We start from the raw sequence: 24,054 nt of genomic DNA, 5'->3' as shown, positions 1-24,054 counted from the left end.
GTGTTCCTCCACCTGAGCTACCGGGCCGACCCGGGTAATCCGTGGTTCTCCTGGCAGTACGTGCGGGACAACTCTGACACGATCCTCGCCGCGCTGCGGGAGCACACCTGGCTGACCGCCCGGGCCGTGGTGATCGCCGCGCTGGTGGCGCTGCCGCTCGCGGTGCTCGCGTACTGGTTCCGGTCACTGTCGGCACCCATCCTGGCGGTGACCGGGGTGCTCTACACCGTCCCGTCGCTGGCCCTGTTCGCGTTCCTGGCGCCGTACCTGGGCATCGGCGCGATCACCGTGCTCACCGTGGTCGCGCTGTACGCGTTGCTGGTCATCGTGCGCAACGCGCTGGCCGGGCTGAACCAGGTGCCGCCGGAGGTGCGCGAGGCCGCCGAGGGCATGGGGTACGGCAGGTGGGGGCGGCTGTTCCGGATCGAGTTGCCGCTGGCGCTGCCCGGCATCCTCACCGGCGTACGGCTGGCGACCGTGTCCACAGTCGCGCTCGTGACCGTCGGCGTGGTGGTCGGCCGGGGCGGGCTCGGCCAGCTCATCTTCGCCGGCTTCCAGAACAACTTCTACAAGGCGCAGATCATGGCCGGCACGGTGCTGTGTGTGCTGCTGGCGCTGGTGCTCGACCTGGTGCTCGCGGGCGTGGGCCGCCTGCTCACCCCCTGGCTGCGCGGGAGGTCCGCCCGGTGAACCCCGTCGAGCAGGCAGTGGTCTGGCTGAACGACCCGCTGAACTGGACGAATCCCGGCGGCGTGCTGGACCGCCTCGGTGAACACCTGAGCATGTCCGCGCTGGCGGTGCTGCTGGGCTGCCTGGTGGCCTGGCCGATCGGGCTCTGGCTCGGGCACAGCGGCCGGGGCGGCGGGCTGGTCCTGCTGGTGTCCAACGTCACGCTGGCGATCCCGACGCTGGCGCTGCTGACCATCCTGCCGCTGACGTTCCTCGGCTTCGGCCGGCCGGCCGTGGTGGTGGCGCTCGCGGTCTTCGCGGTTCCGCCACTGCTTGCCAACGCGTACACCGGGGTGCGGCAGGCCGACCCGGAGGCCCGGGACGCGGCCCGGGGGATGGGTCTGTCCGGCGGGCAGGTGCTGCGCCGGGTGGAGCTGCCGCTCGCCGTGCCCTACCTGGCGGCCGGCTTCCGGACCGCGGCGGTGCAGGTGGTGGCCACCGCCGCGCTCGCCTCCTTCGTCAACGGCGGCGGGCTGGGCCAGATCATCAGGGCCGGGTTCGGGCTCGACATCGCCGCCGGCGGCGGCCAGATCATCGCGGGCGGGGTGCTGGTGGCCGGGTTGGCGCTGCTCGTCGAGGGGCTGCTCGCGATCGTGGAGCGGATGGTCACGCCCCGTCCGCTGCGCCGGGTCCGCCGCCGGGCGAGCCGTCGCGCGACGGCGGCGACGACCGGCGGTTGAGCCCCCGGTGACGATCGGGTGACGAAAACCGCTCCGAGTTTGTCGGTCGGGTCCGGAAGATATTGGCTGGAGTCGCGGGTGGCCGTCCGGATCGCCCGTCGGACACGCGGCCGGCCCGAGGGGGTCGCGCCGGGACACGGAAGGCGGGCACTGATGCGCGCGCGTACGACACTGGCCGCGGGGGCGCTCGGCGCACTCACCGCGGCTGTTCTCCTCACCGGCTGCGGCGACGCCGGCTCGTCCGGCACCGACGCGCCCGAGCAGGGCGCCTCGGGGGCGGGCTGCGCTCCGGTGGCGGGCGACCAGCTCGTCGTCCTGACCGACGACAAGAAGCTCCAGAACACCGACAACGTCATCCCCGCGATCAACGCGAAGGCGGCCACGCCGCAGCTCGTCGCCGCGCTGGACAAGGTCTCCGCGAAGCTCGACACCCCGAAGCTGATCCAGCTCAACCGGGCGGTCGACGTCGACCGCAAGACGCCGCAGGTCGCGGCGCAGGAGTTCGCCTCCGCCAACGGCGTGACCGACGGGATCGAGAAGGGTCCGGGCGGGCAGATCACCGTCGGCGCCGGCAACTTCAGCGAGAGCCAGACCATCGCCGAGCTATACAAGATCGCGCTCACCGCGGCCGGCTACCAGGTCAAGGTGCAGACCATCGGCAACCGGGAGCTCTACGAGCCGGCCCTGGAGAAGGGGCAGATCCAGGTCGTCCCGGAGTACGCCGCCACCATGGCGGAGTTCCTCAACACCAAGGCCAACGGCAAGGACGCCCAGCCCGTCTCGTCGCCGGAGCTGGACAAGACGGTCGCGGCGCTGAAGACCGAGGGTGACAAGGCCGGCCTGGTCTTCGGCCAGCCCTCCCAGGCGCAGGACCAGAACGCGTTCGCGGTCACCAAGGCGTTCGCCGACAAGTACGGCGTGTCCACGCTCTCCGAGCTGGCCGCCAAGTGCTCCGGGCAGGCCACCGTGCTGGCCGGGCCGCCGGAGTGCCCGCAGCGGCCGAAGTGCCAGGCCGGTCTGGTCGAGGTCTACGACTTCAAGGCCGGCTCGTTCAGCTCGCTGGATGCGGGCGGCCCGCAGACCAAGAACGCACTGAAGACCGGCTCGGCGAGCGTCGGCCTGGTCTTCTCCTCCGACGCCGCTCTGGCCACGAGCTGACGCGCCACCGCCGGCCGGCACGACGTGTGCCGGCCGGCGGCAGGGCGGCCCTGTTCGGCGGGCCGCGCATCGAATGGTGCCGACCCGTTCCCATCAGGGGGAACTCTCGGTAATCTGCTCAGCCATGCCCGCCCCGGTCGCGCCCGCCGACAAGAGCACGCCCGCCCTGCTCACCGTCCTGTTCTGGGTCGGTGTGGGGCTGGCGCCCCTGGCGGCGCTCATCCTGCTGATCGCCGACGGCAACGGCTCGCTCCGGTTCGGCGCCGTCCTGGCGATCCTCGCCGTCGTGCTGATCGGCCTGTCCATCGCGCTGCGACCGGAGAGCGGTTCCGGGGGCGCCGCCTCCGAGGAACTGCGCGAGGAGCTGGCGCAGCTCCGGCGGGAGTTGCGAGCCGAGATCGTGGCGGCGGCCCAGCGTGGCAACCAGGCGCTCGACCAGGCACGGCGTGCCGAGGAGGCGGCCGGCGCGGTCCGGCACCGGCTCGACGCGGCCGCCGCCGGACTGGCCTCCGCGCCCGTGTCCGCGTCCGCTGCGCCGGAGCGTCCGAGCGGTGCGGCCCGGGTGCCGGTCGCCGGCACGGCCGCCGCGGCGCGGGCGCACCCAGCCGGCCGGGACGAGGACGAACCGGCCCGGGCCGCGTACTCCGGCGGCCGCTACGGAAGCGACCACGACGTCGATCTGCCCCGCGCGGGCGGCTACGACTCCGAGGTGTCCCGGTCGGGCCGTCACGACATCGATCCGCCCCGGGCCGGCCACTACGACGCGGACCCGGCACGGACCGGCCGGCACGACGCCGAGCCGGCGCGGGCCACAGTGCGTCCGGAGCGGCCCGCGAGCGGGGTGTACGGCGCGGCGCGGGTGTCCGAGCCGGTGGCCCGGCCGGAGACCCGGCCGGTGGGCGTGGTCCACCACACCGAGACGGTGCACGTCACCACCCGGCACACGATCGTCGGTGGCGGTGAGCCGGCCGGAACCCGGTACGGCGGATTCCCCGGTGGCTGGTCGGACGAGGACCGTTCCCGGGGCGCGGACCCGGCCGACCAGTGGCGCGCGGGACACCGCGAACCGGGCGACCGGCCGGGCCGTCGCGCCGCCTCGGACGACGGTGGCTGGGGCACCGGGCCGGGCGACGACGGGCACTCGTGGACCGACGCCGGGCGTCCGGGCACCGAACATCCGTGGGCGGGTGTCGCCCGGACCGCCGACGGCGAAGAGGGCTGGTCCGGGCGTACCGCCGGGGAACAGGGCTGGTCCGGGCGTACCTCCGGGGGTGGCTGGTCGGGCGACCGGAGCCGGACGGCGGCGGAGGAGCAGCGGCAGTGGCCCGGCGGCGGGGACGACCGGGCAGGCCGGGCGGCGAGCACCTGGCCGGCGGCGGGCGCACCGGACACCCCGGGAGGCCGGGCGGGCACCGACGGCGACCAGTGGTCCGAGATGCGTGCCGGCAACCGGTGGGCGGCGGTCCGCGACGACGGTGACGGCCGGGAGGTCCGGCTCGGGGAACGGCGGGCCGCGGTGCACGCCGACGGCGGCGGCACCGAGTACCGGGTCGAGGACCGGTGGGCATCGGTGCGCGCCGGTCGGCCGGACGCGAGCGCGCCGGACGGAACCGACGACCGCTGGTCCGGGGAGAGCCACCCGGCGCTGCCGGCCGGCGGGGTGCCGGTGCCGGACGAGTGGCGGCCGCCGACGCAGCGCAACGGCCAGCCGGAGTGGCGCCAACCGCCCCCGGAATGGCGTCAGCCCGAACCCGAGTGGCGTCAGCCGGAACCGGAGTGGCACCGATCGGAACCGGAGCGGCATCAGGCCGAGCCCCACTGGCGTCAGCCGGAGACGCGGCAGACCGAGTCGCAGTGGCGTCGGCCCGAGCCGGAATGGCGGCCGGCGGAGCCGGAGTGGCGCAGCCCGGAGCAGGGCGGACACGGCCGGCCGCACCGGGACACCGCCGCCGACCGCTGGCGCTGACCGCGCCCGTTCACCGCCGTCGGCCGCCCCGAGGGGACGGCCCCGATCACTTGTCGATGTCGCCGACCACGAAGAACATCGACCCGAGAATGGCGATCAGGTCGGGCACCAGGCAGCCGGGCAGCAGCGACGACAGCGCCTGCACGTTCGCGTACGAGGCGGTGCGCAGCTTCATCCGCCACGGCGTCTTCTCGCCCCGGGACACCAGGTAGTAGCCGTTGATGCCGAGCGGGTTCTCGGTCCAGGCGTACGTGTGCCCCTCCGGTGCCTTCAACACCTTCGGCAGGCGGGTGTTCACCGGCCCGCTGATCCGGTCCACCCGGTCCAGGCACTGCTCGGCGAGGTCGAGCGAGACGTATACCTGGTCGAGCAGCACCTCGAAGCGGGCGTGACAGTCACCGGCGGTCTTCGTCACCACGGGCACGTCGAGCTGGTCGTAGGCCAGGTAGGGCTCGTCGCGGCGCAGGTCGAGGTCGAGCCCGGAGGCGCGGGCGACCGGCCCGGACGCGCCGAACGCGGCGGCGTCGGCGGCGGACAGCACCCCGACCCCGACGGTACGGGCCAGGAAGATGTCGTTGCGCCGGATCAGGTTGTCGAGGTCCGGCATCCGGCGGCGTACCTCGGCGATGGCGGCGCGGGCGCGCCCGGTCCAGCCGGACGGCACCTCCTCCTTCAGGCCGCCGACCCGGTTGAACATGTAGTGGATCCGGCCGCCGGAGACCTCCTCCATCACGGCCTGGATGGTCTCCCGTTCCCGGAACGCGTAGAACATCGGCGTGATCGCGCCGATCTCCAGCGGGTACGAGCCGAGGAACATCAGGTGGTTGAGCACCCGGTTCAGCTCGGCCAGCGCCATCCGCAGCCAGGTGGCGCGCTCCGGCACCTCCATGCCCATCAGCCGCTCGACGGCGAGCACCACGCCCAGCTCGTTGGAGAACGCGGACAGCCAGTCGTGCCGGTTCGCCAGCACGATGATCTGCCGGTAGTCGCGTACCTCGAAGAGCTTCTCCGCCCCCCGGTGCATGTAGCCGACGATCGGTTCGGCGGCCACCACCCGCTCCCCGTCGAGCACCAGCTTCAGCCGCAGCACACCGTGCGTCGAGGGGTGTTGCGGCCCGATGTTGAGCACCATGTCGGTGCCGAGCTGCTCACCCCCGGCGCCGGTACCGACTGTCAGCTCGCGGAGGTCGGCGGCGTCCGTGGTCATGCCCGTCATCGTGCCACGACCGCGTCGAGCGCGACGCCGACCGGCTGCCGCAGCCACAGGTGCCCGCCGAGCCCGGCCGGGTCGGTCAGTTCGGCCGCCGCCGACGCCGCTGCCAACGCCCGCAGGTAGCCGGCCGGGTCGCGACCGGCCAGGCTCAGCGGCGGTCGCCCGCCGTCGGCCCCGAGCGTCCGCAGCGCCTCCCGCTGGGAGACCAGGGAGTACGCGCACCGCGCGACCCGCTCACCGGCGGAGGCGACCGAGTCCATGGCGACGTGCGCCGTCACGTCGCACGACCCGTCCGGAACCGGCGGCACCTGCCGCCCACCCCGATACCCGGTCAACGTCCCGTCCAGGGGACGCGAGTCCCGCAGATGCCCGTAGTCCACCGCGAGCGCCAGCCCGCGCGCGACCTTCCCCACGGCCTCCGCCCAGGCCAGATCCCGTCCCACCCCGATCTCCCCCCGCCCACCGGCCGCGTCCGCGCCCCCGACCTCGCCGACGGCGTTGATCAAGGAGTTCGTGTCCTGATCCGGGCCCTCCGCCGCCACAAACTCCTTGATCACCGGGGTGGGAGCCGGGGGCCACCAGGCGGTCAGCCAGGTGGTGTCGGTGGGGGACGGGGCCGGGCCCACCGTCTCCTCGCCGGTTTTCGGGTTCACCAGGAGTAGGCGCCAGCCTGCCGGGGTCTGGACCGCCACGTCGAGGGGGACGTTGTCCAGCCACTCGGTGGCCAGGAGCAGGCCGGTGATGCCGTCGGGGATGTCGGGGCGCCAGTCGATCTCCGGGGGCAGGTCCGGCGGGCGGGTGGCCCGCTCCACAGCTACCGGCCTGATCCGGGCGGCCAGTGCGGGTGCGGCCTGGGTCAGCAGGGCCCGGAGCAGCTCGCCCTGCCCCGCGCCCACGTCCACCACGTCCAGCCGGGCCGGGTGCCCCAGCGCCGCGTCCACCATCTCGAGCTGCCGCGCCAGGCAGGCGGTGAAGACGGGTGAGGCGTGCACACTCGTGCGGAAGTGCGCGGCAGGCCCGGCGCCGGAGACGAAGAAGCCGTCCGGCCCGTACAGCGCCCGCTCCATCGCGTCGCGCCAGCGCAGCGGGGTGGTCACCGTGCCGACCCTACGGGACGTACCCGAAAGGGCGGTTTGCCCGCCACCGGAGCGACCGCTTCGGGCGGTCGGTGAAGGTTTTCACACCTTCTTGTTTCCGCTCTGTCACCCGGGCGCATACTTGCCATCGACCGGTACCCCCTTCGAGGACTGGATCGCTGCCATGAGCGCACCGCTGCGCCCCCGGGCCACCGCTGCCCCGCTCGTCTTCCCGCGTACCCTCGCCGTCGGCGTCCTCGGCGCCGGCCGGGTCGGCGCCGTGCTGGGCGCGGCCCTCGCCGCCGCCGGCCACCGGGTGGTCGCCGCGTCCGGCGCCTCGGGCGCGACAGGGGCCCGGCTGGCGCTGCTGCTGCCGCAGACCCCGCACCGCACCGCGTCCGAGGTGGCGCGTGCCGCCGCCGATCTGCTGATCGTCGCGGTCCCGGACGACGCACTGGCGGGCGTGGTCGCGGACCTGGCCGCGACCGGCGCGCTGCGTCCCGGCCAGGTGGTGGCGCACACCTCCGGCGCGCACGGGCTCGCCGCGCTGGCCCCGGCCGTCGAGGCGGGCGCCCGGCCGCTCGCGCTGCACCCGGCGATGACCTTCACCGGTACGCCGGACGACCTGTCCCGCCTGCCCGGCATCTCCTACGGGGTGACCGCCCCGGCCGAGCTGCGCCCGTTCGCGGCCCGGATGGTGGCCGACCTGGGCGGCGTACCGGAGTGGGTCGGGGAGAACGACCGGCCGCTCTACCACGCGGCGCTGGCACACGGCGCGAACCACCTGGTCACGCTCGTCAACGAGGCGGCCGACCGGCTGCGCGACGCCGGGGTGGAGCGGCCGGAGAAGGTGCTCGCCCCGCTGCTGCGGGCGGCGCTGGAGAACGCGCTGCGGCTGGGCGACGACGCGCTGACCGGCCCGGTGTCGCGGGGTGACGCGGGCACCGTACGCCGGCATCTGGACCGGCTGGCGCGGACCGCGCCGGAATCCGTACCCGCGTATCTGGCGTTGGCACGACGGACGGCTGATCGTGCCGTCGCGGTCGGCCGCCTTCGCCCGGCGGACGCCGCCGTGCTGCGGAACGTGCTCGACGGAATCGAGGTGGCGGCCTGATGGCCGAGGTGCTGCACACGCGCAAGGAGCTGGCGGCGGCCCGGGAGGCGATGGCCGGCCGGGTCGGCGTGGTGATGACCATGGGCGCGCTGCACGCCGGGCACGAGGCGCTGCTGCGCGCCGCCCGCGAGCGCGCCGGCCACGTGATCGTCACGATCTTCGTGAACCCGCTGCAGTTCGGCCCGAACGAGGACTTCGACCGCTACCCGCGCACGCTCGACACCGACCTGGAGATCTGCCGCCGGGCCGGGGTGGACGTGGTGTTCGCGCCCTCGGTGACCGAGATGTACCCGGAGGGCCGCCCGACGGTACGGCTCGACCCGGGGCCGCTCGGCGAGGACCTGGAGGGCCTGAGCCGCCCCGGTTTCTTCCACGGGGTGCTCACCGTGGTCATGAAGCTGCTCCAGCTCACCCGCCCCGACCTGGCCTTCTTCGGCGAGAAGGACTACCAGCAGCTCACCCTGGTCCGCCGGATGGTCCGCGACCTCGACGTGCCGACCGAGATCGTCGGCGTGCCGACCGTCCGGGAGCCGGACGGGCTGGCCATGTCGAGCCGCAACCGCTACCTGTCGGCGCCCGAGCGGCAGACCGCGCTGAGCCTGTCCGCCGCGTTGCGGGCCGGTGCGGCGGCGGCCGAGCGGGGCGAGGACGCGGGTGCGGTGCTGGCCGCCGCGCACCGGGCCTTCGACGCGCCGGACGCCCGCCTGGACTACCTGGTGCTCACCGACACCGAGCTGGAACCCGGTCCGGTCGCCGGTCCGGCCCGGCTGCTGGTCGCGGCCTGGGTCGGCGCCACCCGCCTGATCGACAACACGGCGATCCACCTCGCGCCGCGTCCCTGAACCCCACCACGAATGCGGAAAGGCACCCCGATGTTCCGGACCATGCTCAAGTCGAAGATCCACCGCGCCACCGTGACCCAGGCCGACCTGCACTACGTCGGCTCGGTGACGGTGGACGAGGATCTGCTCGACGCGGCGGACCTGCTCCCCGGCGAGCAGGTGGCGATCGTGGACATCACCAACGGCGCCCGGCTGGAGACGTACGTGATCCCGGGGCGGCGGGGAAGCGGCGTGATCGGCATCAACGGCGCCGCCGCGCACCTGGTGCACCCGGGTGACCTGGTCATCCTGATCTCGTACGGGCAGATGGACGACGCCGAGGCCCGCGCGTACCGCCCGAAGGTGGTCCACGTCGACGCGGAGAACAAGGTCGTAGACCTCACCACGGACCCGACCACGGCCGCCCCCGGCACCGCAGGCGCCCCCGTCCCCAACCCCCTGGCCGCCGCGCGCTGACCCTCCCGGCCGCCCCCGCCGCCCCCCTCTCGCCGTTGATCTTGCGCTTTTGGCCCTCGGCGCGGGCGGTTCGCCCCTTTTGCCGGGGCAGCAAGTGCAAGATCGGCGGGGCGAGAGGGGCCGCGGGCGGGGCGGACGGGCGGGGAACGCGGTCTGTCACCGGAAGGTCATTTTCGGCTACCCTGAGCGGACCGTCGGGGATCGACGGTCGTCGGCTGGGGGAGGCCGCGATGCGCCGTGCGATGAGCTTCCTGGTCGCCGCGATGGTCGCGAGCGCCGCCCTGACCGGCTGCGCCGACGCCGGCGGGTTGGACGGCGACCTCACCGACGACTGGGCCGCGATGGCGGCGCCCGGGCCGTTCACCCCGGCCGCAGGGGTCTGCCAGGTCGCCGACTTCACCGCGAGCGTCGGCCTGGCCGCGTACGCGCCGGTCGGTTGCGAGCTGCCGCACCGGGTGGAGACCGTGCACGTCGGGGCGTTCACCGCCGACCGGCCTGCCCCGCCGCCGCTCGCCTCACCCGAGCTGCGTAGCGCGTTCGCCGACTGCGACAAGCGGGCCGCCGAATACGTGGGTGACGACTGGCGTGCCGGACGGCTCCGGCTGGCGGTGGCGGTGCCCACCGGCCTCGGCTGGACGGCCGGCTCCCGCTGGTACCGGTGCGACCTCACCGAGCTGACCACCGTCGAGGCGGCGGCCACCGTGGTCACCCGGACGGGCAGCCTGCGCGACGCGCTCAAGACGCCCTCCCCGCTGCGGCTCGGCTGCCAGCGCACCGGGCGGGACGCGGGCCGCGTGCAGCGGCTCACCCCGGTCGACTGCGCTGTCGCGCACGACGCCGAGTTCGTCGGCGTGTGGGCCGCGCCGGACCGCCCGTACCCGAAGAAGCCGGAGGACTGGGTTCCCCTCTACGACGGCTGTTTCGGCGTGATCGCCCGCTACGCGGGGGTGCCCGCCGACGCGTTCCTGCGCTACCGCAGCGACGTGGTGGTCCGGCCGCCCGGTGCCGGCCGCTGGGCGGTCGGCGACCGGGGCGTGCGCTGCTACCTGTGGCTCAGCGACCGTACGGTGACCACCTCCCTGAAGGGCGCCGGACCGACCGCCCTCCCGCGCCGGACGAGGTAGCCGAGCGCACTCGTCACGCCCCCCGCGCCCGAGCCGAGTTCGCTTCGGGTTGACTGTGCTCATGGACGTACCGACCGTCGACCTGCCGGCGCTGCCCCGTCTGCTCGCCGCGCCCGCCCCCGGCTGGGTGGAGACGACAGACGTGATCGTGGTCGGCTCCGGCGTGGCCGGGCTGACCGCCGCGCTGCACCTGCGCGAGGCCGGCCTGCACGTCACGGTGGTCACCAAGGTCGACATGGACGAGGGCTCCACCCGCTGGGCGCAGGGCGGTATCGCCGCCGTACTGGACCCGGCGGACACGCCGGACGCGCACGCGTACGACACGGAGGTCGCCGGCGTCGGCCTGTGCGACCCGGCGGCGGTCCGCGCGCTCGTGGCCGAGGGACCGACCCGGCTGCGCGAGCTGATGCGGATCGGGGCGGAGTTCGACCGCAACCCGGACGGCTCGCTGATGCTGACCCGCGAGGGCGGCCACCGCGCCGACCGGATCGTGCACGCGGGCGGCGACGCCACCGGCGCGGAGGTGCAGCGGGCGCTGCACGACGCGGTACGCCGCGACCCGTGGATCCGGCTGGTCGAGCACGCCCTGGTGCTGGACCTGCTGCGTGCCCCCGGCGACGGGCCGGGCGGGCTCGGCCCGGCCTGCGGCATCACGCTGCACGTGCTCGGCGAGGGCAGCGAGGACGGCGTCGGCGCGATCCTCGGCCGCGCGGTGGTGCTGGCCACCGGCGGGATGGGGCAGATCTTCGCCGCCACCACGAACCCGGCGGTCTCCACCGGCGACGGGGTGGCGCTGGCGTTGCGCGCGGGCGCGGCGGTCACCGACGTGGAGTTCGTCCAGTTCCACCCGACCGCGCTGATCGTGCCGGCCGGCGGTCCGGGCGCCGGGCTGGCCCAGCAGCCGCTGGTCTCCGAGGCGCTGCGCGGCGAGGGCGCGCACCTGGTCGACGGCGACGGCAAGCGGTTCATGGTCGGTCAGCACGAACTGGCCGAGCTGGCGCCCCGGGACGTGGTCGCCAAGGGCATCCACCGGGTGCTGCTCGCGTCCGGCGCGGACCACGTGTTCCTGGACGCCCGGCACCTGGGCGGCGACTTCCTGGCCCGGCGGTTCCCCACCATCGTGGCGTCCTGCCTGGCCATCGGCGTGGACCCGGCGACCGACCTGATCCCGGTCGCGCCGGCCGCGCACTACGCCTCCGGCGGCGTCCGGACCGACCTGCGCGGCCGCACCTCCATCCCGGGCCTGTACGCGTGCGGCGAGGTCGCCTGCACCGGCGTGCACGGCGCGAACCGGCTGGCCAGCAACTCGCTGCTGGAAGGGCTGGTCTTCTCCCGCCGGATCGCCGAGGACATCGCCGCCGGACTGCCCGAGCAGGCCCGGCCGGCGGAGACCGGCGCCTGGGTGGGCGGGCCGGGCGCGCTGGTGCCGGCGGCCGGTACGGCGGAGCTGCAACGGGCGATGACGCGGGGCGCGGGCGTGCTCCGGTCGGCGCGGACGCTGGAGGCCACCGCTGCCGCGCTCACCGGGCTGGGCGCGGGGCGGGGTGTGCCGCGTACCGCCGACTGGGAGGCGACGAACCTGCTGACGGTGGCGTCGACGCTGGTCGCCGCCGCGTACGCGCGCCAGGAGACGCGGGGCTGCCACTGGCGGGAGGACTTCCCGACCGCCGACGAGCGGTGGCTGGGTCACCTGGTGGCCGAGGTGGGCACGGACGGCATCGTGGCGGAGCGCTGGGAGGAGATCAACCGATGAGGGAGTCGACGGAGCGGGCGTTGCGGGACGGCGGTCTGGACCCGGAGCGGGTCCGGCACGTCATCGTCGACACGCTGCACGAGGATCTCGGGCCCGACTTCCTCGACGTCACGAGCGTCGCCACCATCCCGGACGAGCAGCGGGACACGGCCGATCTGGTCGCGCGCGCCGACGGCGTGGTGGCCGGGCTGCCCGTCGCCGCCGCCGTGTTCGAGCTGGTCGGCGAGGTCACCGGCGCGGGCCGTACGGTCGAGGTGTCGCTGGTCGCAGGCGACGGGCAGCGGGTGGCGCGCGGCGACGTGCTGGCCACCGTGTCCGGGCCGACCCGGCTGCTGCTGACCGCCGAGCGGACGGCGCTGAACCTGCTGTCCCGCATGTCCGGGGTGGCGACGCACACGCGGGCCTGGGCCGACGCCCTGGCCGGCACGAAGGCGATGGTGCTGGACACCCGCAAGACCACGCCGGGCCTGCGGGCACTGGAGAAGTACGCGGTCCGGGCCGGTGGCGGCACCAACAAGCGGATGGGCCTGTACGACGTCGCCATGATCAAGGACAACCACAAGGTCGCGGCGGGCGGGATCGCTGCCGCGTTCCGGCGGGTCCGGGAGGCGTTCCCCGACGTCGCGGTGCAGGTCGAGGTGGACACGCCGGCCGAGGCGGTGGAGGCGGTCGAGGCGGGGGCCCGGTTCCTGCTGCTGGACAACATGACCCCGGCGCAGCTGCGCGAGGTGGTGGCGTCGGTGGGCGACCGGGCGGAGCTGGAGGCCACCGGCGGGCTGACGTTGCCGATGGCGGCCGAGTACGGCGCGACGGGGGTCGACTTCCTCTCCGTCGGCGCGCTCACCCACTCCTCGCCGATCCTGGACATCGCCCTCGACCTGCGCGACGTCTAGGCTGCCGCTGTGCTGCTCTGCATCGACATCGGAAACACGAACACCGTGCTGGCGACCTTCGACGGCGACAAGCTGGTGCATTCGTGGCGGATCAAGACCGACGCCCGCTCCACAGCGGACGAGCTGGGTCTGATGTTCCGGGGACTGCTCGCCGGGGACGCCGTGGAGATCACCGGCGTGGCCGCCTGCTCGACAGTGCCGGCCGCGCTGCGCTCGCTGCGCACCATGCTCGACAGGTACTACGCCGACCTGCCCAGCGTGATCGTCGAGCCGGGCGTGCGGACCGGCGTGCAGCTCGCCATCGACAACCCGAAGGAGGTGGGCGCGGACCGGGTGGTGAACACGCTGGCCGCGTACACGCTCTACGGCGGGCCGTCGATCGTCGTGGACTTCGGCACCACCACCAACTTCGACCTGGTCAGCAGCCGGGGGGAGTTCCTCGGCGGCGCGTTCGCGCCGGGCATCGAGATCTCCTTCGACGCGCTGGCCGCCCGGGCCGCCCAGCTGCGCAAGGTGGAGGCGACCCGCCCGCGCTCGGTGATCGGCAAGAACACCGTCGAGTGCCTCCAGGCCGGGCTCTACTTCGGCTTCGCCGGGCAGGTGGACCGGATCGTCGAGCGGATGTCCGAGGAGTTGGGCGGGGTGAAGGCGGTCATCGCCACCGGCGGCCTGGCCTCGCTGGTGCTCGGCGAGTGCCACACCATCACCCATCACGAGCCGATGATCACGCTGATCGGCCTGCGGATGGTCTACGACCGCAACGTCTGAGGTGCAAGGAAGGGCCCCCTGTTAACGCCTCCGGTAGAGGAGGGGCCCCTTCTTAACGCCGCCGCGCCCGGAGCACCATCGTGCGGTACGGCAGCTCGACCGTCTCCCGGCCGGCCAGGTCGGGATGGGTCGCGAACAGTTCGGCCAGCTCCGCGTCGACCCGTCGCCGCTCGTCCGCGTCGGCGGTCAGCCAGAACGAGCGGGTGTGCAGCATGATCACCACCCCGTCCGGCGTCAGCGTGGTGGCGTGCGCGAACTCGCCCACCTCGACCTCGGTGAAGGCGGCGCCGAAGTCCGCGTACCGCTGCGTCACGTCGCCCGCGTTGTCGCCGAGGTGGGCGATCCGGGTCAGCTCCGCTACCCAGCCGACCCGCTCGTCCCGGATGTTCCAGACCGGCGCGAACGTGCCGCCCGGGCGCAGCACGCGGGCCACCTCGGCGTGCGCCCGCTCCCTGTCGAACCAGTGGTAGGCCTGCCCGACCAGCACCGCGTCCGCCGACCCGTCCGGCAGCGGCACCGCCTCGGCGCTGCCGGCGAGCGCCGTCGTGCCCGGCGTCGCGTCGGCCAGTTGCGCGCGCATCCCCGGGTCGGGTTCCACGGGTACGACCTGAGCCACCGGCCCGGTCAGCGCCAGGAGCCCGCGGGTGAGGATGCCGGTGCCGGCGCCCAGATCCACCACCCGGGCGTCGTGCAGCCCGTCCAGCGCCCAGCGCAGCGCGGCCTCCGGATAGCGGGGACGGAACCGGTCGTAATCGGCCGCGGCGGCGCCGAACGACAGGGCCGCAGTGGGGTCGGTCATGGCGGGCAGGTTATCCCGTAACGGCCGCCACGGCGCTTGAGTACGCTCATGTGCTGACCCCGCCGATGTTCCCAAGGCCTGAGGAAGCGTGCCGTGACCGAGCAGAACGCCCTGCCAACAGACCCCGCCGACGACCTTCCCGAGCAGATGAAGGTCCGCCGGGAGAAGCGGGACCGGATGCTCGCCGAGGGCATCGAGCCGTACCCGGTGGGTTTCCCGCGGACCACCACGCTCGCGCGGCTGCGGGAGCGCTATGCCGACCTGCCCACCGACACCGCCACCGGCGACCGGGTCTCGGTCACCGGCCGGGTGATCTTCATTCGCAACACCGGCAAGCTCTGCTTCGCGACGCTGCGCGACGGTGACGGCACCGAGGTCCAGGCGATGCTCTCGCTGGACCGGGTCGGCGCCGAGCGGCTGGCGGACTGGAAGCGCCTGGTCGACCTCGGTGACCACGTCGGCGTGACCGGCGAGGTGATCACCAGCCGGCGCGGCGAGCTGTCCGTTCTCGCCGAGGAGTGGGCGGTCACCGCGAAGGCGCTGCGCCCGCTGCCGGTGGCGCACAAGCCGCTCAGCGAGGAGTCCCGGGTCCGGCAGCGCTACGTGGACCTGGTGGTCCGGCCGCAGGCCCGCCAGATGGTACGCACGCGGGCCACCGCCGTCCGCAGTCTGCGCGACACCCTGCACGGGCAGGACTTCCTCGAGGTCGAGACGCCGATGCTGCAACTGCTGCACGGTGGCGCGGCGGCGCGCCCATTCGTGACCCACAGCAATGCGCTCGACACGGATCTGTATCTGCGAATCGCGCCGGAACTGTTTCTCAAGCGCGCGGTGGTCGGTGGCGTGGACCGGGTCTTCGAGATCAACCGCAACTTCCGTAATGAGGGGATCGACTCTTCGCACTCGCCCGAGTTCGCGATGCTGGAGGCGTACCAGGCGTACGGCGACTACCACACGATGGCGGAGCTGACCCGAAATCTCGTACAGCAGGCCGCAGTGGCGGTCGCCGGCTCGACGGTGGTGACCCACGCGGACGGGCGTGAGTTCGATCTGGGCGGCGAGTGGCGGTCGGTGTCGCTGTTCGGTGTTCTTTCCGAAGCGCTCGGTGAGGAGGTCACCGTCCGCACCGAAAGGGCACGCCTGGTCGAGTACGCGGACAAGGTCGGCCTCTCCGTCGACCCGAAGTGGGGACCGGGCAAGCTGGCCGAGGAGCTGTTCGAGGAACTGGTCGTGCCGTCGCTTCAGGCGCCCACGTTCGTCATGGACTACCCGGAGGAGACCAGCCCTCTCACCCGGGCCCACCGCAGTGAGCCGGGCCTGGCCGAGAAGTGGGATCTCTACGTGCTCGGATTCGAGCTGGGCACCGCGTACTCGGAACTGGTCGACCCGGTCGTCCAGCGCGAGCGGCTGGTGGCCCAGGCGCAGCTCGCGGCACGTGGCGACGACGAGGCGATGCGACTGGACGAGGATTTTCTCCGAGCGATGGAGTATGGAATGCCGCCGTCCGGTGGCATGGGAATGGGAATCGACCGGCTGCTGATGGCACTGACGGGGCTCGGAATTCGGGAAACCATCCTGTTCCCGTTGGTCCGGCCCGAGTAGGCGCTCCCCGCAAGCCTTCTCCGGCTCGTTACCCGGTCCTATTGACGGAACAAGCGCCGGACGGGTTATTGTGCTCGGTGTATTGCAGGTGTACAACCCTGCTCGAAAGGAATGTGGGACGTGGCCAAGCAGATCATTCACAAGCTGGTCGATGACCTGGACGGCGGGGACGCTGACGAGACCGTCAAGTTCGCGCTCGACGGGGTGCAGTACGAGATCGACCTCTCCGCATCCAACGCCGGGAAATTGCGCGACGTATTCGCGCCGTACATCGCGAGCGGAACGAAGGTCGGTCGCGGCGGCGTGGTCGTGGGTGGCCGGGCCGCTCGGGGCCGGGGCGGCGCGACCGCCGACCGCGAGCAGAACCGGGCCATCCGCGAGTGGGCCAAGAAGGCCGGCAAGGACATCTCCGACCGGGGCCGCATCCCGCAGGAGATCGTGGACGAGTACCACGCGAAGGCGGGGCACTGACCCGACCCTCGACACGGGCGACGCGACGCCGGACCGGAGTGCCATTCCGGGCCGGCGTCGCCGTATCCGCTCCGCCGTCCTGAGCGTGCTCGGTCGTGCCGGATGTCCGGTCCGGCCCACTCGGCGCGAGGGCCGCGGCAGTCGGGAAGAAATCCCCGCCCACGGCGGTTGTCCACAGGCGGTGGAGATTTCATCCACAGGCTGTGGACGACCCGGCGGACGCCTCGGTGCCGCCTCCGGTCCACTCGACCGGCCGTTCGGGTGCCGGTCGAATTTCGCTCTGCGCGTACAGGCAGGGGCCCCGGAACACCTCCTGAGCGTGGACGGTTGTCAGAAACGACGTCGGAACGGTCATTCGCGGGGGCACACGACCTCAGCAGAGACGGTCCGCGGCGATAGAGTAAGGAGGCACGGACGCCCGTCCCGGACGTCCGCGCACCGGCCCCGCCGAGATCTGACCATCAAGGCGCACGGCACGTGAGGAGCACGAGGGCATGTTCGAGCGGTTCACCGACCGAGCGCGACGGGTTGTCGTCCTGGCCCAAGAAGAGGCCCGGATGCTCAACCACAACTACATCGGTACGGAACACATCCTGCTGGGCCTGATCCACGAGGGTGAGGGTGTCGCGGCAAAGGCCCTGGAGAGCCTCGGCATCTCCCTGGAGGGCGTGCGTCAGCAGGTCGAGGAGATCATCGGCCAGGGCCAGCAGGCGCCGAGCGGGCACATCCCGTTCACGCCGCGGGCCAAGAAGGTGCTGGAGCTGTCGCTGCGCGAGGCGCTGCAGCTCGGCCACAACTACATCGGCACCGAGCACATCCTGCTCGGCCTGATCCGCGAGGGCGAGGGCGTCGCCGCCCAGGTCCTGGTGAAGCTGGGCGCCGACCTGAACCGGGTCCGCCAGCAGGTCATCCAGCTGCTCTCCGGCTACCAGGGCAAGGAGCCGGCCGCCGCCGGTGCCGCGCCGGGTGAGGCCGCGCCGTCGACCAGCCTCGTGCTGGACCAGTTCGGCCGCAACCTGACCCAGGCCGCCCGCGAGGGCAAGCTCGACCCGGTCATCGGGCGCGAGAAGGAGATCGAGCGGGTCATGCAGGTGCTGTCCCGCCGCACCAAGAACAACCCGGTGCTGATCGGCGAGCCCGGCGTCGGCAAGACCGCCGTGGTGGAGGGCCTGTCCCAGAAGATCATCAAGGGCGAGGTGCCCGAGACGCTGAAGGACAAGCAGCTCTACACGCTCGACCTCGGTGCCCTGGTCGCCGGTTCCCGCTACCGCGGTGACTTCGAGGAGCGCCTGAAGAAGGTGCTCAAGGAGATCCGCACCCGCGGCGACATCATCCTGTTCATCGACGAGATCCACACGCTCGTCGGTGCGGGCGCGGCCGAGGGCGCGATCGACGCCGCCAGCATCCTCAAGCCGATGCTGGCCCGCGGCGAGCTCCAGACCATCGGCGCCACCACGCTCGACGAGTACCGCAAGCACCTGGAGAAGGACGCCGCTCTGGAGCGTCGTTTCCAGCCGATCCAGGTGGGTGAGCCGTCGCTGGCCCACACCATCGAGATCCTCAAGGGCCTGCGGGACCGCTACGAGGCGCACCACCGCGTCTCCATCACCGACGCCGCACTGGTCGCCGCCGCGACGCTGGCCGACCGGTACATCTCCGACCGGTTCCTGCCGGACAAGGCGATCGACCTGATCGACGAGGCCGGCGCCCGGATGCGGATCCGCCGGATGACCGCGCCGCCGGACCTGCGCGACTTCGACGAGCGCATCGCCCAGGTGCGCCGCGACAAGGAGTCCGCGATCGACGCGCAGGACTTCGAGCGGGCCGCCCAGCTGCGCGACACCGAGAAGCAGCTGCTGGGCCAGAAGGCGCAGCGGGAGAAGGAGTGGAAGGCCGGTGACCTGGACGTCGTCAGCGAGGTCGACGACGAGCAGATCGCCGAGGTGCTCGGCAACTGGACCGGCATCCCGGTCTACAAGCTGACCGAGGAGGAGACCTCGCGCCTGCTGCGCATGGAGGACGAGCTGCACAAGCGCGTCATCGGCCAGGAGGACGCGGTCAAGGCGGTCTCGAAGGCGATCCGGCGTACCCGGGCCGGCCTGAAGGACCCGAAGCGCCCGTCCGGCTCGTTCATCTTCGCCGGCCCGTCCGGCGTCGGTAAGACCGAGCTGTCCAAGGCGCTCGCCGAGTTCCTGTTCGGCAGCGAGGACGCCCTCATCCAGCTCGACATGTCGGAGTTCCACGACCGGTACACGGTGTCCCGGCTCGTCGGTGCCCCTCCCGGCTACGTCGGCTACGACGAGGGCGGGCAGCTGACCGAGAAGGTGCGTCGCCGGCCGTTCTCGGTGGTCCTCTTCGACGAGATCGAGAAGGCCCACCCGGACGTGTTCAACACGCTCCTCCAGATCCTGGAGGACGGGCGCCTCACCGACGGCCAGGGCCGGATCGTGGACTTCAAGAACACGGTCATCATCCTGACCACCAACCTCGGTACGCGTGACGTCGCCAAGGCGGTGTCGCTGGGCTTCCAGGCCTCTGAGGACTCCGAGTCGAACTACGACCGGATGAAGCAGAAGGTCAACGACGAGCTCAAGCAGCACTTCCGGCCCGAGTTCCTGAACCGGATCGACGACACCATCGTCTTCCACCAGCTGCGTCAGAACGAGATCCTGTCGATCGTCGACATCATGATCGCCCGGATCGAGACCCAGCTGCGGAACAAGGACATGGGTCTGGAGCTGACCGACAACGCGAAGAAGTACCTCGCGAAGAAGGGCTTCGACCCGGTGCTGGGCGCGCGGCCGCTGCGTCGCACGATCCAGCGCGACATCGAGGACAACCTGTCCGAGCGGATCCTGTTCAACGAGCTGACCCCGGGTCAGATCGTGGTCGTGGACTGCGAGGGCGACCCGGAGGACATCGACAAGTCCAAGCTCGTCTTCCGGGGCGCGGACCGGCCGGACGCCGTGCCGGACGCGGTCCCGGCGGACCTCGGCGGCACCGCCGCCACCGGCGCGGACGACGCCGCGTAACTCCGCACAGTTCGAGGGCGACGGCCCCGGTAGGCGAAAGCCGCCGGGGTCGTCGCCTTTCCGTGCCCGCCGCCCCGGCCCTTGCCCCCGTTGATCATGAAGTTGACCGCACTTGGCGCCCCATTTGTCGCCGCTAACTTCATGATCAGCGGGGCGGGGCGGGGCGGGCGGGGGCGGGGGTGGGGCGGAGGCGGGAGGTGGGGCGCGGTCAGGGGAGGGGGACGGCGGGGCCGTCGCCGGCCAGGCGGAAGGACTCCTCGCCCACCGGTTCCACCAGGCCGTCGGTGACCAGGCCGGCCAGCGCGCGGGCCCGCTGCACGTCGTCGTGCCACACCTGGTCCAGCCGCTGGTGCGGCACCGGGCCGGTCGACTCCCGCAGCACCGCGAGCAGCAGTCCGCGTACCTGCCGGTCGGTGCCGGCGTAGCGCTGCGGCCGTCGGGTCGGCCCCACCGGGGCGGCCTGCCCGGAAGCCCGCCAGGCGCAGCTCGACTCGACCGGGCAGATCGCGCAGCGCGGCGCGCGGGCGGTGCAGACGACGGCGCCGAGTTCCATGAACGCGGCGCTGGCAAGCGCGGCGGCGGCCGGCTCGATCGGCAGCAGTTCCTCGGTGGCGACCAGGTCGGCGGGGCGGGTGGTGGGGCCGGCGTCGGGTTCACCGGCGATCGCCCGGCACACCACGCGCCGGACGTTCGTGTCGACCACGGGGTGTCGCTGCCCGTACGCGAACGCGGCGACCGCGCGGGCCGTGTACGTGCCGACACCGGGCAGCGCCAGCAACTGGTCGAGCCGGTCGGGCACCACGCCGCCGTGGCGCTCCACGATCGCCGTCGCGCACTCGCGCAGGCGTACCGCCCGGCGGGGGTAGCCGAGCCGTCCCCACATCCGGATCGCCTCGGCCGGGGTGTCCTCGGCGAGCGCGCGCGGGTCGGGCCAGCGGGCCAGCCACGCCTCCCACGCGGGCACCACCCGGACCACGGGGGTCTGCTGGAGCATGACCTCACTGACCAGGATCGCCCAGGCGCCGATGCCGGGCTTGCGCCAGGGCAGGTCGCGGGCGTTGCGCTCGTACCACCGGCTGACCTGGGTGGCGAATGTGGGCTCGGACATCGCGCCGCCGATCATGTCACGGCCGTCTTTCCCGCAGGATGGGCGGGCCGGGTGGCCGGGCGCGATCGATCATGGGCGACGGGGCAGAATGTCCGAATGAACGAGCTCGCGATCACCGTCATCGGCCGGGACCGGCCGGGCATCGTGGCCGACGTCGCGGAGGTCCTCGCCCGGCTCGGCGCGAACCTCACCGACTCCACGATGACCCGGCTTCGTGGACACTTCGCGATGACCCTGATCTGTGTGGGCCCGGCCGCCGCCGACGTGGAGGCCGCGCTGGCCCCGCTGGCCGCCGACGGGCACCTGCTGGCCACCGTACGCGCGGTCACGCCCGACGGCGGCAGCGAGCCGACGGGGGAGCCGTACGTGCTGGCGGTGCACGGCGCCGACCGGATGGGCATCGTCGCGGCCATGACCCGGGTGCTGACCGACGCGGGCGGGAACGTGACCGACCTGAGCACCCGGCTCACCGGTTCGCTCTACGTGGTGGTCGCCGAGGTCGAGCTGCCGCCGGGCGTGTCGGACGAGGTGGCCGGCCGGCTCACCCGCGTCGCCGCGGAGCTGGGTGTGGGGGTCAGCCTCCGCCCGGCGGACACGGATCTGCTGTGACCGGGCCGGAGTACGCGGGCCTGGGCGGCTGGACCCCGGAGAAGCTCGGCGTTCCCGGTGCGGTACGCCCGGTGGTCACCGCCCCGGAGCCGGTGCTGAGCCAGCCTGGTCCGGAGGTCGACCCCACATCTGCGGAGGTGGTGCGGCTCGCCGCCGACCTGGTGGCCACGATGCGCGTCTCGCCCGGTTGCGTGGGCCTGGCGGCGCCGCAGGTCGGGGTGAGCGCGCAGGTGTTCGCGGTGGACGTGACGGGCCATCCGAAGGCGGTCACCGTGCACGGCACGTTCGTGCTCTGCAACGCTCGCGTGGTGGAGGCGTCCCGGTGGAAGGCCGGGCGGGAGGGCTGCATGTCGGTGCCGGACCTGACCGGTGACGTGAAGCGGGCCAGCCGCCTGGTGGTCGAGGGCGCGCTGCCCGGCAGCGGCGAGCCGGTCCGGCTGGTGACCGACGGCTTCGAGGCGCGGGCGCTCCAGCACGAGATCGACCACTGCGCCGGGCTGCTCTTTCTCGACCGGGTGGCCGGCGCGCACGCGATCTACCAGCGCAAGGTCTACCTCTGACGGTGGCGACCGGTATCCAGTGTGGACGTCTGCGGCCGTACGGCGGCGGGTTCCCGGCGCGTCGGACCGGCGAGCCGTGCGCCGCGCGGCTACGGTAGGCGCATCATGCGTCTGACGGTCGGCCCCCTGCCCCCTGCCGTGTACTGGCGGCGTCGTGCCGTCGTGCTCGGAGCAGGGCTGCTCTTCCTGATTGTCCTGCTGTATTCCTGCACCGGCACGGATCGCAACACCGGCGCTCCGGGCACGGACCCGTCCCCGAGCGGCTCCGCCGGCGCTCAGCCGGACCCGTCCGGCTCGGTGCTGACCCCGCAGTCGGGCAGCCCGTCACCGACACCGGGTGAGGCCGGCGGCGGTGGCGCGAACAACGGCGGCGGAAACACCGGCGGCGACGCCACCGGCGACGGCGGGAACACCGGCGGGGGCGCGAACAACGGGGGCGGCAACGGCAACGGCGGCGCCACCGGTCAGCCGGTCTCCGACGACGGCACCTGCACCGACTCCGAGCTGCTGGTGACGCCGGTCGCGGTGCCGCCCACCGCCCAGCGGGGCACAGTGGTCACGCTGCGCCTCAAGGTCAAGAACGTGTCGAACCGTACGTGCAGCCGCGACGTCGGCGCCGACCTGCAGGAGCTGTACGTCAAGTCGGGCGCGGAGAAGATCTGGTCGTCGGACACCTGCGGCACCGGCAAGGGCTCGGACGTGCAGTCGTTCACGCCGAACTTCGAGCGCTCCTACGAGCTGGGCTGGAACGGCAAGCTGGACAACAAGTGCGCGAGCGGGCTGGCGAACGGCGACTTCGCGGCGATCGGCGCGTACCAGGTGTTCGCCCGGGTCGGCACCAAGATCAGTGAGCCGGTGAAGCTGACCATCACCGGCTGAGCCGTCGCTCAGACGTACCGTTCGAGGATGCTCGCCTCGGCGAGCCGGGACAGGCCCTCGCGGACGCCACGGGCACGGGCGTCGCCCACACCCTCGACCGCCTGGAGGTCTTCCACCGTCGCGCCGAGCAGCCGCTGGAGGCTGCCGAAGTGCACCACCAGCCGGTCGACCACGGCGACCGGCAGCCGGGGCACCTTGGCCAGCAGGCGGAACCCGCGCGGGCTGACCGCCGCGTCGAGCGCGTCGGAGGCGGACGGGTAGCCGATCGCCTTCGCCACCGCCACGAGGTCGATGAGCTCGGTGGCGCTGAGCAGGTCGAGCTCCACGAGCGCCTCGTCGAGCGTGCGCGACTTGCGGCCGGTCGGCAGGTAGTCGCGGATGACCAGGGTGCGGTCGGCGTCCACGCCGGCCATCAGCTCGTCGAGCTGCAGCGCCAGCAGGCGGCCGTCGGTGCCCAGCTCCACCACGTAGCCGGCGATCTCGTCGGCGATCCGCCGGACCATCTCCAGCCGCTGCACCACAGCGACCGCGTCGCGGACGGTGACCAGATCCTCGATCTCCAGCGCGGAGAGCGTGCCTGAGACCTCGTCCAGCCGCAGCTTGTAGCGCTCCAGCGTGGCGAGCGCCTGGTTGGCGCGGGACAGGATGGCCGCCGAGTCGTCCAGCACGTGCCGCTGGCCGTTGACGTAGAGGCTGATGATCCGCATCGACTGGCTGACCGAGATGACCGGGTAGCCGGTCTGCCGGGCCACCCGCTCGGCGGTGCGGTGCCGGGTGCCGGACTCCTCCGTCGGGATGGACGGGTCGGGCATCAGGTGCGCGCCGGCCTGCACGATGCGGGTGCCGTCACTGGAGAGCACCACAGCGCCGTCCATCTTGCACAGCTCGCGGACCCGGGTGGCGGAGAACTCCACGTCCATCGGGAAGCCGCCCGTGCAGATCTGCTCGACCACCTTGTCGTAGCCCAGCACGATCAGCGCACCGGTGCGGCCGCGCAGGATCCGCTCCAGGCCGTCGCGCAGGGCGGTGCCGGGAGCCATCAGGGCGAGGTTGGCGCGCAACGGATCGGCACCGGCCCCGCCGCCGACGCTTCCGTTGACGCTCACGCTGATGGCACGAGCGGGGTTGCCGCTCACGGCGCCGGTACGGGCGTGCGGCGTCGCCGTTGCGGGCTTGGTGGCATCGCGGTCGATCGGCACGGGCACAGTCTACGGACTGCCAT

The 24,054-nt window shown here is 73.0% G+C and carries 22 protein-coding genes; 17 read left to right on the top strand and 5 right to left on the bottom strand.

All coding sequences use genetic code 11. From position 1 onward, the window contains the following. The 4 genes from ACQP26_RS28765 (at nucleotide 1) to ACQP26_RS28750 (ending at nucleotide 4,533) form a co-directional block, all read left to right on the top strand. Nucleotides 1–690 (top strand): ABC transporter permease, encoded by a 690-nt coding sequence (locus ACQP26_RS28765; protein WP_281579574.1) that lies wholly within the window; start codon nucleotides 1–3, stop codon nucleotides 688–690. After that, the gene (locus ACQP26_RS28760) at nucleotides 687–1,409 is read left to right on the top strand and encodes an ABC transporter permease (RefSeq protein ID WP_269703656.1); all 723 of its coding nucleotides are present in this window, start codon (nucleotides 687–689) and stop codon (nucleotides 1,407–1,409) included. Before ACQP26_RS28765 ends, ACQP26_RS28760 begins: the two co-directional genes overlap by 4 nt. Before the next feature lie 153 nt (nucleotides 1,410–1,562). Continuing rightward, the gene (locus tag ACQP26_RS28755) at nucleotides 1,563–2,567 is read left to right on the top strand and encodes a glycine betaine ABC transporter substrate-binding protein (RefSeq protein WP_091425701.1); all 1,005 of its coding nucleotides are present in this window, start codon (nucleotides 1,563–1,565) and stop codon (nucleotides 2,565–2,567) included. Between the two features lie 124 nt (nucleotides 2,568–2,691). Then, a complete protein-coding gene (locus ACQP26_RS28750) occupies nucleotides 2,692–4,533 on the top strand; it encodes a hypothetical protein (protein WP_433494473.1) in 1,842 nt (613 codons plus the stop codon). Nucleotides 4,534–4,579: 46 nt separating this feature from the next. On the opposite strand, the gene ACQP26_RS28745 is transcribed toward ACQP26_RS28750, so the two are convergent. Both ACQP26_RS28745 and ACQP26_RS28740 read right to left on the bottom strand, forming a co-directional pair. Further along, nucleotides 4,580–5,749 carry an NADH-quinone oxidoreductase subunit D gene (locus ACQP26_RS28745; protein ID WP_176722867.1) on the bottom strand — a complete coding sequence of 390 codons (1,170 nt, stop codon included), beginning with the start codon at nucleotides 5,747–5,749 and terminating at the stop codon, nucleotides 4,580–4,582. Continuing rightward, nucleotides 5,746–6,813, bottom strand: coding sequence for an SAM-dependent methyltransferase (locus ACQP26_RS28740; RefSeq protein WP_433496218.1), 1,068 nt, complete (start codon nucleotides 6,811–6,813; stop codon nucleotides 5,746–5,748). The genes ACQP26_RS28745 and ACQP26_RS28740 overlap by 4 nt, the downstream gene beginning before the upstream one ends. A 193-nt stretch (nucleotides 6,814–7,006) precedes the next feature. Here ACQP26_RS28740 and ACQP26_RS28735 point away from each other — a divergent pair, with 193 nt between their 5' ends. The 7 genes from ACQP26_RS28735 (at nucleotide 7,007) to ACQP26_RS28705 (ending at nucleotide 13,772) form a co-directional block, all read left to right on the top strand. Beyond that, nucleotides 7,007–7,936: a Rossmann-like and DUF2520 domain-containing protein gene (locus tag ACQP26_RS28735; RefSeq protein WP_433494472.1), complete on the top strand. Its 930-nt coding sequence runs from the start codon at nucleotides 7,007–7,009 to the stop codon at nucleotides 7,934–7,936. Continuing rightward, nucleotides 7,936–8,778: a pantoate--beta-alanine ligase gene (panC, locus tag ACQP26_RS28730; protein WP_269703659.1), complete on the top strand. Its 843-nt coding sequence runs from the start codon at nucleotides 7,936–7,938 to the stop codon at nucleotides 8,776–8,778. Before ACQP26_RS28735 ends, panC begins: the two co-directional genes overlap by 1 nt. A gap of 30 nt (nucleotides 8,779–8,808) precedes the next feature. Beyond that, entirely contained in the window at nucleotides 8,809–9,234 is a 426-nt protein-coding gene (gene panD / locus ACQP26_RS28725) for an aspartate 1-decarboxylase (RefSeq protein WP_433494471.1), read from the top strand. 230 nt (nucleotides 9,235–9,464) lie between these two features. After that, entirely contained in the window at nucleotides 9,465–10,358 is an 894-nt protein-coding gene (locus ACQP26_RS28720) for a septum formation family protein (protein WP_433494470.1), read from the top strand. A 61-nt stretch (nucleotides 10,359–10,419) separates the two neighbouring features. Further along, nucleotides 10,420–12,111 (top strand): L-aspartate oxidase, encoded by a 1,692-nt coding sequence (locus tag ACQP26_RS28715; protein WP_433494469.1) that lies wholly within the window; start codon nucleotides 10,420–10,422, stop codon nucleotides 12,109–12,111. Beyond that, nucleotides 12,108–13,004, top strand: coding sequence for a carboxylating nicotinate-nucleotide diphosphorylase (gene nadC, locus ACQP26_RS28710; RefSeq protein ID WP_281579578.1), 897 nt, complete (start codon nucleotides 12,108–12,110; stop codon nucleotides 13,002–13,004). The genes ACQP26_RS28715 and nadC overlap by 4 nt, the downstream gene beginning before the upstream one ends. A gap of 9 nt (nucleotides 13,005–13,013) precedes the next feature. Beyond that, nucleotides 13,014–13,772 (top strand): type III pantothenate kinase, encoded by a 759-nt coding sequence (locus ACQP26_RS28705; protein WP_013288955.1) that lies wholly within the window; start codon nucleotides 13,014–13,016, stop codon nucleotides 13,770–13,772. A gap of 52 nt (nucleotides 13,773–13,824) precedes the next feature. On the opposite strand, the gene ACQP26_RS28700 is transcribed toward ACQP26_RS28705, so the two are convergent. Then, nucleotides 13,825–14,571, bottom strand: coding sequence for a class I SAM-dependent methyltransferase (locus ACQP26_RS28700; protein WP_281579579.1), 747 nt, complete (start codon nucleotides 14,569–14,571; stop codon nucleotides 13,825–13,827). Nucleotides 14,572–14,664: 93 nt separating this feature from the next. Between ACQP26_RS28700 and lysS the strand changes: the two genes are divergently transcribed. The 3 genes from lysS to ACQP26_RS28685 all read left to right on the top strand — a co-directional run bounded on the left by lysS (nucleotide 14,665) and on the right by ACQP26_RS28685 (nucleotide 19,676). After that, entirely contained in the window at nucleotides 14,665–16,173 is a 1,509-nt protein-coding gene (gene lysS / locus ACQP26_RS28695; protein ID WP_433494468.1) for a lysine--tRNA ligase, read from the top strand. Nucleotides 16,174–16,293: 120 nt separating this feature from the next. Beyond that, the gene (locus ACQP26_RS28690; RefSeq protein ID WP_332367310.1) at nucleotides 16,294–16,644 is read left to right on the top strand and encodes a histone-like nucleoid-structuring protein Lsr2; all 351 of its coding nucleotides are present in this window, start codon (nucleotides 16,294–16,296) and stop codon (nucleotides 16,642–16,644) included. 494 nt (nucleotides 16,645–17,138) lie between these two features. After that, nucleotides 17,139–19,676 carry an ATP-dependent Clp protease ATP-binding subunit gene (locus tag ACQP26_RS28685; protein WP_124779086.1) on the top strand — a complete coding sequence of 846 codons (2,538 nt, stop codon included), beginning with the start codon at nucleotides 17,139–17,141 and terminating at the stop codon, nucleotides 19,674–19,676. A gap of 208 nt (nucleotides 19,677–19,884) precedes the next feature. Here ACQP26_RS28685 and ACQP26_RS28680 read toward each other — a convergent pair whose 3' ends face one another. After that, on the bottom strand, nucleotides 19,885–20,784 hold the full coding sequence (locus ACQP26_RS28680; protein ID WP_281579581.1) for an A/G-specific adenine glycosylase: 900 nt from the start codon (nucleotides 20,782–20,784) through the stop codon (nucleotides 19,885–19,887). A 96-nt stretch (nucleotides 20,785–20,880) separates the two neighbouring features. Between ACQP26_RS28680 and ACQP26_RS28675 the strand changes: the two genes are divergently transcribed. The 3 genes from ACQP26_RS28675 (at nucleotide 20,881) to ACQP26_RS28665 (ending at nucleotide 22,832) form a co-directional block, all read left to right on the top strand. Further along, complete coding sequence (locus tag ACQP26_RS28675) at nucleotides 20,881–21,393, top strand: glycine cleavage system protein R (RefSeq protein ID WP_013288949.1); 513 nt, start codon at nucleotides 20,881–20,883, stop codon at nucleotides 21,391–21,393. After that, complete coding sequence (locus ACQP26_RS28670; protein WP_269703668.1) at nucleotides 21,390–21,953, top strand: peptide deformylase; 564 nt, start codon at nucleotides 21,390–21,392, stop codon at nucleotides 21,951–21,953. The genes ACQP26_RS28675 and ACQP26_RS28670 overlap by 4 nt, the downstream gene beginning before the upstream one ends. 105 nt (nucleotides 21,954–22,058) lie before the next feature. Continuing rightward, nucleotides 22,059–22,832, top strand: a complete 774-nt coding sequence (locus ACQP26_RS28665) for a hypothetical protein (protein WP_433494467.1) — start codon at nucleotides 22,059–22,061, stop codon at nucleotides 22,830–22,832. Nucleotides 22,833–22,840: 8 nt separating this feature from the next. Here ACQP26_RS28665 and disA read toward each other — a convergent pair whose 3' ends face one another. Beyond that, nucleotides 22,841–24,031 (bottom strand): DNA integrity scanning diadenylate cyclase DisA, encoded by a 1,191-nt coding sequence (gene disA / locus ACQP26_RS28660; protein ID WP_013288946.1) that lies wholly within the window; start codon nucleotides 24,029–24,031, stop codon nucleotides 22,841–22,843. Nucleotides 24,032–24,054: the final 23 nt, after the last annotated feature.

Source organism: Micromonospora sp. CA-248089, from assembly GCF_050948515.1.
Classification (GTDB): domain Bacteria; phylum Actinomycetota; class Actinomycetes; order Mycobacteriales; family Micromonosporaceae; genus Micromonospora.
The sequence above is the reverse complement of the archived record's forward strand: the minus strand, read 5'-3'. Positions and strand labels throughout refer to the sequence as shown.

Coding starts and splice junctions, on each gene's coding strand:
- ACQP26_RS28665 (WP_433494467.1), top strand. CDS start 22,059: ATGCGTCTGACGGTCGGCCCCCTGCCCCCTGCCGTGTACTGGCGGCGT.
- ACQP26_RS28750 (WP_433494473.1), top strand. CDS start 2,692: ATGCCCGCCCCGGTCGCGCCCGCCGACAAGAGCACGCCCGCCCTGCTC.
- ACQP26_RS28680 (WP_281579581.1), bottom strand. CDS start 20,784: ATGTCCGAGCCCACATTCGCCACCCAGGTCAGCCGGTGGTACGAGCGC.
- ACQP26_RS28735 (WP_433494472.1), top strand. CDS start 7,007: ATGAGCGCACCGCTGCGCCCCCGGGCCACCGCTGCCCCGCTCGTCTTC.
- ACQP26_RS28740 (WP_433496218.1), bottom strand. CDS start 6,813: ATGGAGCGGGCGCTGTACGGGCCGGACGGCTTCTTCGTCTCCGGCGCC.
- ACQP26_RS28720 (WP_433494470.1), top strand. CDS start 9,465: ATGCGCCGTGCGATGAGCTTCCTGGTCGCCGCGATGGTCGCGAGCGCC.
- ACQP26_RS28755 (WP_091425701.1), top strand. CDS start 1,563: ATGCGCGCGCGTACGACACTGGCCGCGGGGGCGCTCGGCGCACTCACC.
- nadC (WP_281579578.1), top strand. CDS start 12,108: ATGAGGGAGTCGACGGAGCGGGCGTTGCGGGACGGCGGTCTGGACCCG.
- ACQP26_RS28685 (WP_124779086.1), top strand. CDS start 17,139: ATGTTCGAGCGGTTCACCGACCGAGCGCGACGGGTTGTCGTCCTGGCC.
- ACQP26_RS28745 (WP_176722867.1), bottom strand. CDS start 5,749: ATGACGGGCATGACCACGGACGCCGCCGACCTCCGCGAGCTGACAGTC.
- panC (WP_269703659.1), top strand. CDS start 7,936: ATGGCCGAGGTGCTGCACACGCGCAAGGAGCTGGCGGCGGCCCGGGAG.
- ACQP26_RS28675 (WP_013288949.1), top strand. CDS start 20,881: ATGAACGAGCTCGCGATCACCGTCATCGGCCGGGACCGGCCGGGCATC.
- ACQP26_RS28700 (WP_281579579.1), bottom strand. CDS start 14,571: ATGACCGACCCCACTGCGGCCCTGTCGTTCGGCGCCGCCGCGGCCGAT.
- panD (WP_433494471.1), top strand. CDS start 8,809: ATGTTCCGGACCATGCTCAAGTCGAAGATCCACCGCGCCACCGTGACC.
- ACQP26_RS28715 (WP_433494469.1), top strand. CDS start 10,420: ATGGACGTACCGACCGTCGACCTGCCGGCGCTGCCCCGTCTGCTCGCC.